Origin of the sequence: Pseudomonas sp. BIGb0558 (genome assembly GCF_024807515.1) — a bacterium.
GTDB lineage: Bacteria > Pseudomonadota > Gammaproteobacteria > Pseudomonadales > Pseudomonadaceae > Aquipseudomonas > Aquipseudomonas yamanorum_A.
On record NZ_JANUEW010000004.1, the window covers coordinates 170,144 to 183,816 of the forward strand.

The window sequence follows — 13,673 nt, forward strand, 5'->3', positions numbered from 1 at the left end:
AAATGGATATTTAGTTGAGTTATTGTTCAATGGCGCACTTGCAACCCCAGTCGCCTGCTTAATCAATCGGATCGCGGGTCCACTCACCGTTCACCAACCGCTTGATGCCCAACGGGTTGGCGTTCTGCAAGGCAGCGGGCAACAGGCTGTCCGGGTAATCCTGATAGCAGACCGGACGCAGGAACCGATCGATTGCCAAACTGCCGACCGAGGTACCTCGGGCATCACTGGTGGCCGGGTACGGGCCGCCATGCACCATGGCGTCGCACACTTCTACGCCAGTCGGATAGCCATTGACCAAGATGCGGCCCACCTTCTCCTCCAAGAGCGGCACCAGCCATTGGTACCGATGCAGGTCGGCCGGCTCGCCGATGAGGGTCACCGTCAGTTGGCCGCGCAGCGCTCGCAACGCTTGTTCAAGTTGCGCATCGTCCTCCACCTCAATCAGTACGCTGGTTGGGCCGAAGACTTCTTCTTGTAGCAAGGGATGCCCCTCAAGCAGCAACGCGAGGTCGGCCTTGAACAGCTGCGCTCGCGCTTGATTGCCTTCCTGGGATTGCCCCGCCAGGTGTGCGACACCCGGGCACGCTTTCAAGGCGTCGACACCTTTCTGATAACTGCGCAGGCCACCGGCATTCAGCAAGGTTTGCGGCGCCTGTGCCGAAAAATGCGCCTTGAACTGTTCGGTAAACGCAGTGAATGCCGGGCCGCGGATACCGATTACCAAACCCGGGTTGGTACAGAACTGCCCTGCCCCCAGCACCACCGAGCCAGCCAGCTCGCCTGCGATGGTCGCGCCACGGGCCGCCAGCGCATCCGGCAACAGGATAACGGGGTTGATGCTCGACATCTCGGCGAACACCGGGATCGGCTGCGTACGTTCCGCTGCGATCTTGCACAGGGCATCGCCGCCGCGCAGCGATCCGGTAAAACCTACCGCCTGAATCGCCGGATGCCTGACAAGATCTGCGCCGACACCTTCGCCGAAGATCATGTTGAACACCCCCGGCGGCATGCCGGTGCGTTTGGCGGCGCGTTCGATAGCGCCGCCCACCAGATCAGCCGTAGCCATATGGCCACTGTGGGCCTTGACTACCACCGGACAACCGGCCGCCAACGCCGAGGCGGTGTCGCCACCCGCCGTGGAAAAGGCCAGGGGGAAATTGCTAGCACCAAAGACCGCCACCGGACCGACGCCAATCCGGTATTGACGCAGGTCGACCCGTGGCAGCGGTTGGCGATCCGGTAGTGCCAGATCAATTCGCGCCCCGAGGCTGTCACCCCGGCGCAGCACCTGGGCGAACAAGCGCATCTGGTTGCTCGTACGCAGGCGCTCGCCCAGGATGCGCGCGGAAGGCAGCGCGGTTTCACTGCAGACGACCGCGATGAAGTCCTGATCCAGTGCCTCCAGTTCCTCGGCGATCGCCTCAAGGAACCCCGCGCGCCGCACGGGGCTCAGTTGGCGATACGGACCAAAGGCACTTTTTGCGGCAAGAGCGGCCTGCCCGACTTCTTCAACCGTAGCCTGGTGGAACACGTAAGGCAGCGCTTCCCCGGTGGTGGCATCAATGCTCTGGTGACGGGCCTCGCCGAGACCACTACGGGCGCCCGCGATGAACTGCTGTCCGAGTACAGCCGGCATTTTCATAACCTCTTCCATTGAGTGTCAGCCTCGGCCATAGGCGGTCAATACTTTGCGAATCGCCTGAGCGATGCCTTGCAGGTGTTTCTCCTCGAAACGGTCGGTCCACCACATGCACACCGTTTCTTTGCACGCCTTTTCCGCCACCGGGCAAACGCTGCCGGAAAAGTCCTGCGGGTCGACACCCGGCAAGGTAAACGGCAATCCCGAGGTGCCGAACGTCTTGCGCTCGCGGATCACCGGGTAGCTGTACAGCGGCACTTCGCCCGGATAACCGATAAAGCCATCGATCCCTTCGGCCACCAGCGCTTTCATGACGTCCTGCATCGAGACTGTCAGTTGCGTCGTGTCCACACGGAACGAATAAAAGAAGTACACCCCAAGGGTGTCGGGCAAAGGCAGTACCGGCTGGATAGCCAGCCCGTCCAGCAATTCGGTCAGGCGGTCGGCCGACGCCACACGTGCATCGACAAACTGCTGCAGTTTCTCGACCTGCGCCAAACCGACGGCCGCCTGCAACTCGGTCATGTGGTAGTTGGGTGCCAGGAAAAGATGATCACGTCCACCGCGCTCCCGTGGCCAGCCCTTGTCGCTGCACGCACGCAGGCCACGACCGTTGTATTCGCTGCGATTGCTGATGACCATGCCGCCGTCGCCGGTGGTCATGTGCTTGGATTGCTGGAAGCTGAAACAGCCGACATCGCCAAAGGTGCCGCACAACTGGCCCTTGTAGTAGGCCAGGTGTGCCTGGGCACAGTCTTCGATGACAAACAGGTTGTGCTTGCGGGCGATCGCCATGATCGCGTCCATGTCCGCCGGATGACCAAATACATGGGTCACGATGATCGCGCGTGTGCGTGCAGTGATGTTCTTCTCGATGGAGGCCGGGTCGAGGTTCTGCGTCAGTGGATCGACATCCGCGAAGACCGGCACCGCCAACTGCGCGAGCACCGGAATCACGGTGCCAATGTCCGTGACCGGCGACAGGATGATCTCGTCACCCGGCTCCGGGTTCAGGAAGATCACCGCGGTATGCAAGGCTGCCGTGCCGTTTGCGACGGCGACGGCCGTTGATACGTCATACAGGTCGGCAAAGCGCTGCTCGAACTGTCGGGTCTTGGGGCCCACCAGAAAGGACAGGCTGCCGGAGCGAATCACTTCCAGCAGCGCCTTTTCTTCCTCTATCCCGAAGGTGCGCCCGGATGCATCACGGAAACTGGGCAGGGTCCCTTCGATAGCACGGGGCCCCCCATGGATGGCTAATTCGTTCATGATCAATCCTTTTTGCGAAGTGAGTGCGGCCGGTTACAGGCCAAGGAAATCCGCCATCAACTGCACCTGGTGCTCCAGCATATGGCGCCCCAGATGGACCCGGCAGCCGACGTTTTCAGCGGCCACCAGCAATGCCGTGCGTTCAGGCTCCTGGACCACTTCCGCCACCGTCATCTGTGGCGTCAGCCGGGTCACATCCAGCGGCAGCGGGTCCGTGGCCTGCATACCCAGCGAGGTCCCATTGATGATCAGTTGGTGGCCGCTGGGGTCTTGGGTGCCGAGCGAAACCGCCAGGGTCGGGTAGTGGCGCAGCAGGCGTTCCCTGAGTTCATCGCTCTTGTGTTGGCTGCGGTTGGCCAGCGTCAGACGACCGATGCCGGCCTGGGCCAGCGCGAAAGCCACCGCGTTCGCCGCACCGCCGGCCCCCACGAGGTACACCGACCGGCCTGCCACTTGGATGCCGGCATGCTCAAGTCCACGCAGGAAACCGACGCCATCCAGTTGATCACCCACCAGGCGGCCATCGGCCAAGCGCCGGATGACATTGGCAGCCCCCACGGCGGCGGCCTGCTCACTGAGTTCATCGCACAGCGGCAAGATGGCTTGCTTGAACGGCACCGTCACGATGGCACCGTCGAAGCTCAGAACGGTTCGCAGACTGTTGACGAAGCCTTCAAAGTTTTCCGGCGCAACATTCATCGGCACCATGATCGCGTCACTGCCCCGTTCACGGGCAATCCGGTTGATCTTGGGTGGTGCCTTTACATGATCGGTGGGGTGAGCAAGGATGCCCAGTACCCGGGTTCGACCCGTCACTTCTGGCGTGTTTTCTGGCCTGTCAGGCATCTACGTGACTCCTGTTCTATAAAACAACCCGAATCGTTTTGCGGTCCCTACGACGCAATGACATACACCGCAAAACCCGCTGCATGAAAAGTACTGCACTTCACGCTGCGCGAGTAATGACAAGTGCACCCCCTGCCGATAACCACTGGCTATCCCCGCGGGTAAAAGCGCCCTGACCTGCACCGGCAGGTCACTGGCGTTTTCGCGGCTGCTGATGCCTAATGCCGGGCACCTCCTCTAAAAAAAGCGTCTCCCTGATGACGATGCCAACCCTGGAAACCCTCTCCTCGCGCCTTCGTCTCAAGCAGTTGCGCCTGCTGGTCGCACTCGACGATCACGGCTCGATTCACCGGGCCGCCGAGATCATCGGCATCACCCAGCCTGGCGCCACCAAGGCCCTGCACGACGTCGAAGAAACCCTCGGTGCGACGCTCTTCGAGCGCACCAGCAAGGGCCTGAACGCCAATGCCATGGGCCGTTGCGCGATTCGCTACGCACGGCTGATCCTGACGGACCTTTCTCACTTGCGCCAGGAGATGCACGGCATCTTCCAGGGCCACGGCGGACGCCTCACCGTCGGTACGATCATGGGCGGCGTACCGCTGCTCACAGAGGGGGTGTTGCGCCTGCGCAAGCGGCAACCGCAGGCAACCATCGAAATCGTCGAAGACACCAGCGTCAAACTGCTGAGCCTGCTGGACCAGGGGCGCCTGGACATGGCGCTGTGTTATCCCAGCGTGAGCCCTCGCCCCACGGCGTATGACAGCATCAGTATGAAACCGGAGGCGCTGGTGGTCATGGCCAACCCCGATCACCCGCTGGTAGGGCGCGACACGTTGACCCTCGAAGAATTGGCGGATTCAGGCTGGGTGATCTTCTCGGCGAACATGCCGTTGCGCCAGACGCTGGAGCGCGAGTTCCACGAATCAGGCGTGAACTTTCCCGCCCACCCCATCGAAACCTCGTCCACCTTTGCCACCCTGTTGTTGCTGATCAGCGACCCCAACCTGGTCGCGGTGCTGCCCACCGATGTGGCGGAGCTGCCGTTAATGCGAGCCATGTTGACGTGCCTGCCCTGCACCATCACACCCAAGAGCGAGCCGTTTGCCATCGTCACGCGCAGGCAGGTAGAACTCTCGCAACTGACACACTTGCTGATCGAAGAGCTGACGCAATAGCCCTTGCACTGTTGCAGTACAGATAACGCGTGGTTATCCCAAGGCGCTGGATTTTCATTACCCGCCCGATCAGGCCGGCGTTAGCATCGCGCCATACCGCTGCATCCGCGTTTCCCACAGTAAGGTGCCGTAATGGAACTGATTGCCAAAACAAGTGCGCAAAGCCAGATTGCCGCCGCCACAATCCGCCTGGACCCCCATGACGATGTGTTGATCGCACGCCAGCCGCTGCCGGCGGGGCTCGTGCTGGAAGAAAACGCGGTGGTTGTGCAGCAGGCCATTCCGGCCGGGCACAAGGTCGCTGTGCGGAGGATCGAGGCCGGAGAGAATGTACGCCGTTACGGACAGATCATCGGCGTTGCCTCAGTGGCGATCGACGCTGGTGCCCACGTGCACAGTCATAACCTCGGCATGGCACACTTTTCACGCAGTCACGCATTCGGCATCGATGCCAAACCCACCCCGCATCGCGAGGCAACGTTCATGGGCATCGTGCGCCCGGACGGGCGCGTCGCCACGCGCAACTACATTGGCGTGCTGACGTCGGTGAACTGCTCGGCCACGGTGGCGCGGGCGATCGCCGACTACTTCCGGCGCGACATCCACCCCGAAGCCCTCGCGCCTTATCCGGCTGTGGATGGCGTCGTCGCGCTGACACACGGTATAGGCTGCGCGGTGGACCCCGGCGGCGAAGCCTTGGCGATGTTGCAGCGAACCCTGGGTGGTTATGCCGTGCACGCCAACTTCCATTCGGTGCTGATGATTGGCCTGGGTTGCGAAACCAACCAGATCGACGACTTGCTCACCGCCCGACACCTGCAAGCCGGCCCGCACCTTCGCGTGTTCACCATCCAGGGTGTCGGTGGCACCTCGAAATCCATTGCCAACGGTATTGAGCAAATCAAGGCCCTGTTGCCGGCCGCCAACCAGGTACAGCGCCAGGCGGTCAGCGCCAAGCACCTGGTGGTCGGACTGCAATGTGGCGGCTCGGACGGGTACTCCGGGATCACCGCCAACCCAGCCCTGGGCAACGCAGTCGATCGGCTCGTCGCCGCGGGCGGCACCGCGATCCTGTCCGAGACACCGGAGATCTATGGCGCCGAACACCTGTTGACACGCCGTGCCGTCAGCGACGAAGTCGGTGAAAAACTCATCGCCCGTATCCGTTGGTGGGAAAGCTACTGCCAGCGCATGAATGCCGAACTCAACAACAACCCATCGGCCGGCAACAAGGCCGGTGGCTTGACCACAATCCTGGAGAAGTCCCTGGGCGCCGTGGCCAAGGGCGGCTCCACCAACCTGGTGGATGTCTACGAATATGCCGAAGCGGTCACCGCTCACGGCCTGGTGTTCATGGACACCCCGGGCTACGACCCGATTTCGGCCACCGGCCAGGTGGCGGGCGGTGCCAACCTGCTGGCGTTCACTACCGGCCGGGGCTCGGCGTTCGGCTGTGCGCCCTCCCCCTCGATCAAGATCGCCACCAACTCGCACATGTTCAATCATCAGGAAGAAGACATGGACGTGAACTGTGGCGGCATCGCCGACGGCACCGATACGATCGAGGAGCGCGGCATCCATATCTTCGACATGATGCTGCGCGTGGCATCCGGAGAGCCCAGCAAGAGCGAAACCCACGGCTACGGGCAGAATGAATTTGTGCCTTGGCAGATTGGCGCCATTACCTGATCACAGACAGCAGAAAGGGGACCCGAAGGTCCCCTTTTTTGTGGGGCTGCCTGTGTCAATTACCGCCCAGGTTCACGGTACCTTTGCGGATGATCACATTGCCGTAAAACAGGGTTTCACCAGTTGCGATAACCGCAAACGCTTCCTTGGCTCGGTCGTAGAAAGCAAAACGCTCGATGCGACTGAGGGTCGGCGATGCGCCTGGCAGTGCGTCCAGCACATCCTGAATCACCGTATGCGCCGTAACGAGGGTGTCAGGCTCATCGATCACTTCCATGCCTACCACCGGATCGGGTTCAGACTCATCAATCGGCATCACTGACAGCACGGCTTTGAGCATGCGTGACAGGTCGGCTGCCTCCATGCGAATCAGCCGCTTGGCCACGGTGTGTGCAGGGAAACTGCCGTCTGCGATGACGATCTCGTCACCATGGCCCATTGCGCGCAATGCAAACAGAATGTCGGCGTTCAGGATCGGGTCAATACCAATCAGCATGGGAAGTCCTTTAGCTCAAGTCGTGGAGGTTTTTGGTGGTGGCCGGGCCGATGGAGAACTCGGTAAACCGGATGGTCAGGCCGCTTCGCTCCGGCGTACAGGCCGTCGGCCCCACCTGATAGCTGGCGGCCTCCGGGAACGGCGCCAGGCGCAACAATGGCCAGAAAATACCGTCACGCGATGCCTGGACACGCATCGCGCCGTTGCCCACGGTGACCCGCAGATAGAAGTCCTCCAGTGCCTTGAATGGCTGGGACACCGACCAATCGGACTGCCCGTCAGTGATGACGGTGCTGAGGAACAACTCACCGTCGGTGAACTCCACGCCGGTTTTCATCCAGCGGGTTTCATCAATCCGCACCATCAGGCCTGCCTGGTCATAAAGCGTACGAAACTCACCCTGAATGCGAATCTGCGCCGTGAACCCGTTGGCCGCCGGGAAGCCCAGAAAGTGACCGGTGTCGCGAATGAAACCGTAATGGGTTTTACGCCAGAAATCAGTTTTTTCGTCGGTGGTCAGGGTCAGGCCGGTGCCGTCCGCCAACCAATCGGCAGGTGGGTTCAGCCAGGTTCCGGTACTAAAGTCGATGCTCATGTGATTGTCCTTGTCTTGCAGGGCGTTAACCCAGGTTATAGGCGTCGATAGCATTGAGATGGAAAAATCGCCCCGCCAGCTCCGGCTGTGCGGCGACCAGTCGTTCAGCGACGGTCTTGACCTTGAGGTAAGTCGCCGCCAGTGTGCACACGGGCCAGTCCGAACCGAACAACACACGCGACTGGCCGAAAACCGCCAGGGCAATCTGCGTGTAGTGGTCAAAGGTTTCGACGCTGGCGCCAGGGGCTGCTTCCGTGACCAGCCCCGAGACCTTGCACCAAACATTGTCGCTTTCGGCAAGCAGCTTCAGCGCTTCATGCCAGGTGTGGCTGAACCCTTGGGCGATTGGCGGTTTGGCGAGATGGTCAAGCACGAAACGGCCCTGTGGATGACGCCGGACCAGCAGCGTCGCCGCCGGCAACTCCCTGCTGCGCACCAACAGGTCGAAGGTCAGCCCTGCACTGATGACCGCGCCGACGGCGTCCTGTACCGCGGGCCGACACAGCCACTCGGCGTCGAGCTCGTCATGAACGTTATGGCGTATGCCCACGAGCTTGTCGCCCCCGGGTAACGCGCGCAAGGCGTCGATTTGCCCGGGTACGTTGCCTGATTCGAGATCGACCCAACCCACAACGCCGATGACAAAGTCATGGCTGGCGGCGATCGCCAGCAAGTCGCGAGTTTCCGCCATGTCGTGCCGGCATTGCACAATGATCGTCGCACTGATGCCGTTTTCGACCAGCAGAGGCTGCAGGTCCTGCGGGCCAAAGTGGCGTCGCAGGGGTCGCATCGCATCGCCGGCCATCCATGGGTAGGTTCCGGTGGACAGGTTCCAAAAGTGCTGGTGGGTATCGATGATCCGGTTCGACATGATGGCCTTCACGCTGTAGGCGCGTCGGCAGCAATCAGGCCCTGGGCCTTGAGATCCCGCCACAAGGCACTCGGGATCGGCGTGCGGAACAGTTCGGCGTTTTCGAGCATTTCTGCCGGAGTCCTGGGGCCCGTGAGCACGCTGGCCACTGCAGGATGGGCCAGTGGAAACTGGACGGCTGCGGCTTTCAACGATACGCCATGACTCAGGCACACGTTCTCAAGCATCAAGGCGCGCGCTATCTGGGCCCGGTCGGCATCTTCGTAATTGAATTTTGCGCCGGCGCTGGGGTTGGCCAGGATGCCGCTGTTGTAGACCCCACCGATAATGATCGAAATGTTCTTTTGTACGCACAGCGGCAGCAACTCTGTCAGGGCGCCCTGCTCCAGCAAGGTATAACGGCCCGCCAGCAGGAAGCAGTCGAAATCTCCATTGCGGGCAAACTCGGCGAGCATATGGCTCTGGTTCATGCCCGCGCCGACCGCGCCAATCGTGCCATCTGCGCGCAACCGGTCGAGTGCTTTATAGGCACCGTCGATGGCCTGCGGATAATGGTTGTCAGGGTCATGGATGTGCAACACGTCAATGCGGTCGAGGCCAAGGCGAACGAGGCTTTCTTCCACGGACTTCATCACGCCGTCATAGCTGAAATCAAATACCGGCCGCTCCGGTGGAGTGCCTTTGTAGTAGCCGTCGGCCACTGGAATGTCGGGCACCCGCAGCAGGCGACCGACCTTGGTGCACACCACATACTCATCCCGAGGCTTGCCCTGTAAAAAGGCGCCCAGCCGTTGTTCAGCCATGCCGTTGCCATATTGGGGAGCGGAATCAAAGAAGCGAACCCCGGTGTCCCAGGCCGCCTGCAGCGTCTCTTCGGCGCTGCTCGCGCTGGTAGGCGAATAGAGGCCGCCGATTGCCGTAGTACCGACGCCCAACCGGCTCACCCGAAGGGGGGTAAGACCCAACGGTACAGCCTCGAATAATGCTTTCATGTACTGATCCTTTTACTTCTTGTTTTATCGGTATTGCAACGTCATCAAACTGAAGTTGCCTTGATCTCGTTCCACAATTCTATGCGGCGACCAAAATCTTCGGGGGCCTGCAAAAACACCAACTTGTCGGAATACGTCAGGCCAATCTTGATGTTCGCGTCTTCATTGGTGGAGTTGCCATAACCGGTTTTTTCACTGATATAAGTGCCCACATCCTTTTCCAGCATGGCATCGACCCAGGCATGCGCCAGGCCCACATCCCGGGCTTTGGCACTGATACACCAACAATCAATCCAGCCGATCGCCCCTTCTTTGGGAATAGTGAGTTGCGCATTAACATTGCGTTTCTTCAGCATGGCAGCCTGAGGCTCGCCCATGGACATCATGAAGTCGATACCGCCTTGAGCAAAAATGCTAACCCCGTCGTCGAAGCCCGAGTAATAACTGGCAATGTTGGATTTTTGCGCCAGCAGTTTGGTCTTGATCAGGCCGAATTGATCGTCGGTCAAGTTGAACGGGTCTTTAATGCCAAGTGTCAACGCCGCCGTCACAATTGCATTGTTGGCGTCGTCCACGATAATCATCCGGCCTTTGTATTTTTCATCCCAAAACACTTCCCAGCTGTCCGGGGCGACTTTAAATACGTCAGCGTTGTATATAAGAGGGATGGAGCCCCAGGCGAAGGGGGCCGCGTATGTTTTGCCATCAAAGGTGATCGCCGACACGTTCTGGAAACTGGGCATCAGGTTTTTCGCGTTCTGCAGCTTGGCCACCTCGAGTGGCTGGATCAGCTTTTCCTGAGTCAGGCGTTTATAAGACGATGTCTCGATGGCGATCACGTCGTAATCAGCACCTTGGGACGCCGTCATTTTTGCGAAGATCTCATCCACACTGGCCGCGTAGGTCACCGAGACCGAAGCACCGGTTTTTTTCTCAAACGCTTTAACCCACTGATCGTCAGCGTAACCTTCCCAAGTCAATACCCTGAGTTCTTTGCTCGCGGCCCCGGCGATGCGCATCAACCCCGGCGTTATTAGCGTGCTGGCCGCAACGACGGTACTTAAAGCCAAAAAATCACGTCTTTTCATGTCGTTCTCTCTCGATAGTTTTAAATTATTATGTGCTAACTACTTGGACGTTCTTGTCTGCCCATAGCGTTATCACTCTTCGTACACGACACCTGCTCAGCAGTAAAAAGGGTTCAACTTGGGTAAAGCCGTATTATTGTTATGCCTTGCGTTCAATACTTTGACGTAGCGACAGCGCGCCCAGCGCCGCACAAACCAGCGTTACACACAGCACCACCGAAACCAGTGCATTGATTTCCGGAGTGAAGCCGGTTCGCATCATTGCCCACAATCGCATCGGAAGTGTGCTGTCGCCCCCGACCAGGAAGAAGGTCACCAATGTTTCATCAAACGAAAGCGCAAACGCCAGCAGGGAACTTGTCACTAACGCGGAACGCAACTGCGGGAAAACAATATAAATAAATGTCTCGAAGCCATTGGCGCCCAGGTCAAGTGAGCCTTCGATCTGTGAATCTTCAAGGGTGTCCAACCGGATCATGATCATGCGGTAGATAACCGCCAGTATCAGGACCACATGGCCGATGGTGACGGTGACCAGACTCCGTTCCAGGCCTGCCTCTCGAAATGCCACCAGCAATGAAATACCGGTAATGATTGCAGGCAGTACAAAGGGCAAAAATATAACGAACTCAATATATTTCTGACCTTTTCTCGCGCCAGTTTTCATGTAGTAGGCAAGCGCCAGCGAAATAACGGTTGCGCCCACGACAGCGCAGGCGCCTACCAACAACGAGTTACCGAGTGATTCCAGCAATTGAGTGTTTTCAGCAAACTTGCCGTACCACTGCAAGCTGAAATCAGACCAGTCAATCTGGTGATTTTTAATACTGAAGAACGACAGCGTGACTACGATGGCGGCTGGCGCATACAACACGGCGAACGCCAAGACACCGATCACCCACAGCACAGTGAGCGTGATACGTTCCATGAGGGTCATTTCACTCTCCCGATCCGGGAAACAAGGGACGCCAGCCCGATGATTGCGATCACAGCGACCAGCAGCACAACAGCCAATGCAGCACCGAGGGGCCAGTTGAACGCCATCCCGAACTGGCTCCAGATGGCGCGCCCAAATGTGAAGCCCTCGCTGCCACCGACCATTTGCGGCGTCAGATAGTCACCAATGGCGATCACCATCACGAACAACGCACCGGCAATCGAACCGGGCAGACTCAACGGAAGGACGATGGTGAAAAACGTCCGGCCGGGCTTGGCTCCCAAATCGGCAGCGGCGGCGATCAAAGACGGTGGAATGCGGTCGAGTGCGAGGAATATCGGCAAGATGCCAAAGGGCAAATAGATCACTGCCATCGCAATCATTACGGCCGTCTGGTTGAAAATAAACAGCCGGCTTGGCACGTCGATGATCCCGAGCGATAACAACAGCGAATTCAGAAATCCGCTGTACCCAAGAATGCTGCGCATCGCGTAAATCTTGACGACGTAATTCATCACCAGGGGCAAGGCGCTGAGCAACAACAGCAAGTAGCGCGCAGAACCCTCCAGGCGCCAAATCAGGTAGGAAATGATGTAGCCAAACACCAACGCTACCAAGGCAACAAAGAAGGCCAGTTTCAACGTGCCGAGAAAAACCTTGAGGTAACTGCCGGCAAAAAATCCGGCATAGTTTGCCAACGTCAAACTCCCCGTCAGGGCGCCGTTTTTCTGTTCTAAAAAGCTATAAGCCAGGAAAGACACCAATGGAACCAGGATCATGACGGTGGGGACGCCATAGATCAGGAGTTTCACGATGATCCTCGTAAGTTGCAGCCGCGACCGGCTGACAGGTTCCATTTCCAGAGTCAGGGAGGTCATTCAGGCTTCTCTCGGCACGAAGCTGACATCGGATGCCGACCAGCGCAACGAAACCTGTGCGCCAACACTCAGATGATTGGCACACAGCGCCGTTGGCAAGCGGACTTTGATTCGATGCGCCGCCGCACTCCCCAGAGAAAGTGATAACTGGGTGGTAGGCCCAAGGAAGGTCAGGCTTTCCAGTTTGGCGGTGGTAACCTGCTGATCCGGTCCGCACTCGGTTCCATCGTGCAGGCTGAAACTCTCAGGCCGGATGGCTATTTGCAGCGCTTTATCCATAGCCCCGGGAGAGGCGTGTTGACCGAGCGGGCTCTCAATTAAGGCGCCGCCCTTTGGGGTGGTCGGCAGTAAGTTGTTTTCTCCAAAAAATTTCGCGACAAACTCACTTTTGGGTTTGTAGTAAATCTCTTTGGGCGTTCCGACTTGAATAAGGTTGCCGTGGTCCATCACTGCGATGCGATCCGACATGGCAATCGCCTCTTCCTGGTCATGGGTGATGAACACAAACGTGGTACGGATTCTTCGCTGCAGATCCTTGAGAAAATCCTGCATCGATCGACGCAGTTCGGCATCCAGTGCCGCCAGGGGCTCGTCGAGCAGGATCACTTGCGGCTCACAGACAATGGCCCTTGCCAGGGCGACTCGCTGACGCTGGCCGCCGGAAAGCGCCGAAGGATAACGGTCGGCCTTATCGGCCAGGTTGACGGTTTCGAGCACAGCCCTGACCTTGGCCTTGATCTGGTCGGCAGGCAAGCGGCGAATGCGCAGCCCATACCCCACATTGCCCGCCACCGTCATGTGGGGGAAGAGTGCGTAATCCTGAAACACCGTGTTGAACGGTCTTTTGAAGATCGGCAGGCTTACGATATCGGTTCCGCGCAATAACACCTGGCCTGAAGTCGGCGCCGTAAACCCGCCAATCATGCGCAAGATGGTTGTTTTACCGGATCCGGACGGACCAAGAATCGTCAGAAACTCGCCGTCTTTAATATCCAGATTGACCGGCTTTAACACATTGATACTGCCATATGACTTCGTCACATCAACCAGACGAATCAATTCCGATGTCACCGTGGACAAACCAGCGTTCGCTAAAACAGTCATTTTTGTTGTTCTCACCCGAGCCCTAGACAAATACTCAACGATCTTCAGATAGCGTAGCCCGGCCACCTTCACGCCGTTGCCAGGC

13 protein-coding genes are annotated in these 13,673 nt (G+C 58.9%); 2 read left to right on the forward strand and 11 right to left on the reverse strand.

Annotated features, from left to right (window positions below):
• Nucleotides 1-58: 58 nt before the first annotated feature.
• Genes M2400_RS08530 through M2400_RS08540 form a run of 3 tightly spaced genes read right to left on the reverse strand, consistent with a single transcriptional unit; the run spans nucleotide 59 to nucleotide 3,760 of the window.
• Complete coding sequence (locus M2400_RS08530; protein WP_259195796.1) at nucleotides 59-1,642, reverse strand: aldehyde dehydrogenase (NADP(+)); 1,584 nt, start codon at nucleotides 1,640-1,642, stop codon at nucleotides 59-61.
• A gap of 24 nt (nucleotides 1,643-1,666) precedes the next feature.
• A complete protein-coding gene (locus M2400_RS08535) occupies nucleotides 1,667-2,914 on the reverse strand; it encodes a DegT/DnrJ/EryC1/StrS aminotransferase family protein (RefSeq protein ID WP_259195695.1) in 1,248 nt (415 codons plus the stop codon).
• Nucleotides 2,915-2,947: 33 nt separating this feature from the next.
• Nucleotides 2,948-3,760, reverse strand: coding sequence for a shikimate dehydrogenase (locus tag M2400_RS08540; protein ID WP_177044297.1), 813 nt, complete (start codon nucleotides 3,758-3,760; stop codon nucleotides 2,948-2,950).
• A gap of 257 nt (nucleotides 3,761-4,017) precedes the next feature.
• Between M2400_RS08540 and M2400_RS08545 the strand changes: the two genes are divergently transcribed.
• Entirely contained in the window at nucleotides 4,018-4,938 is a 921-nt protein-coding gene (locus tag M2400_RS08545; protein WP_256352056.1) for a LysR family transcriptional regulator, read from the forward strand.
• 132 nt (nucleotides 4,939-5,070) lie between these two features.
• Nucleotides 5,071-6,627: a UxaA family hydrolase gene (locus M2400_RS08550; RefSeq protein ID WP_177044296.1), complete on the forward strand. Its 1,557-nt coding sequence runs from the start codon at nucleotides 5,071-5,073 to the stop codon at nucleotides 6,625-6,627.
• A 55-nt stretch (nucleotides 6,628-6,682) separates the two neighbouring features.
• Here M2400_RS08550 and M2400_RS08555 read toward each other — a convergent pair whose 3' ends face one another.
• The 8 genes from M2400_RS08555 to M2400_RS08590 form a co-directional block, all read right to left on the reverse strand.
• Nucleotides 6,683-7,123 carry an RbsD/FucU family protein gene (locus tag M2400_RS08555; RefSeq protein ID WP_177044295.1) on the reverse strand — a complete coding sequence of 147 codons (441 nt, stop codon included), beginning with the start codon at nucleotides 7,121-7,123 and terminating at the stop codon, nucleotides 6,683-6,685.
• Nucleotides 7,124-7,133: 10 nt separating this feature from the next.
• On the reverse strand, nucleotides 7,134-7,718 hold the full coding sequence (locus M2400_RS08560; RefSeq protein WP_259195694.1) for a DUF1349 domain-containing protein: 585 nt from the start codon (nucleotides 7,716-7,718) through the stop codon (nucleotides 7,134-7,136).
• A gap of 25 nt (nucleotides 7,719-7,743) precedes the next feature.
• Entirely contained in the window at nucleotides 7,744-8,589 is an 846-nt protein-coding gene (locus M2400_RS08565; protein WP_259195692.1) for an amidohydrolase, read from the reverse strand.
• A gap of 8 nt (nucleotides 8,590-8,597) precedes the next feature.
• Nucleotides 8,598-9,581 (reverse strand): aldo/keto reductase, encoded by a 984-nt coding sequence (locus M2400_RS08570; protein ID WP_177044292.1) that lies wholly within the window; start codon nucleotides 9,579-9,581, stop codon nucleotides 8,598-8,600.
• 44 nt (nucleotides 9,582-9,625) lie between these two features.
• Nucleotides 9,626-10,669 (reverse strand): ABC transporter substrate-binding protein, encoded by a 1,044-nt coding sequence (locus tag M2400_RS08575; RefSeq protein WP_259195691.1) that lies wholly within the window; start codon nucleotides 10,667-10,669, stop codon nucleotides 9,626-9,628.
• A gap of 139 nt (nucleotides 10,670-10,808) precedes the next feature.
• A complete protein-coding gene (locus M2400_RS08580; RefSeq protein ID WP_177130474.1) occupies nucleotides 10,809-11,606 on the reverse strand; it encodes an ABC transporter permease in 798 nt (265 codons plus the stop codon).
• On the reverse strand, nucleotides 11,603-12,484 hold the full coding sequence (locus M2400_RS08585) for an ABC transporter permease (protein ID WP_218171962.1): 882 nt from the start codon (nucleotides 12,482-12,484) through the stop codon (nucleotides 11,603-11,605). The genes M2400_RS08580 and M2400_RS08585 overlap by 4 nt, the downstream gene beginning before the upstream one ends.
• On the reverse strand, nucleotides 12,485-13,588 hold the full coding sequence (locus M2400_RS08590) for an ABC transporter ATP-binding protein (RefSeq protein WP_177044289.1): 1,104 nt from the start codon (nucleotides 13,586-13,588) through the stop codon (nucleotides 12,485-12,487). It lies immediately after the preceding gene.
• Nucleotides 13,589-13,673 lie beyond the last annotated feature (85 nt).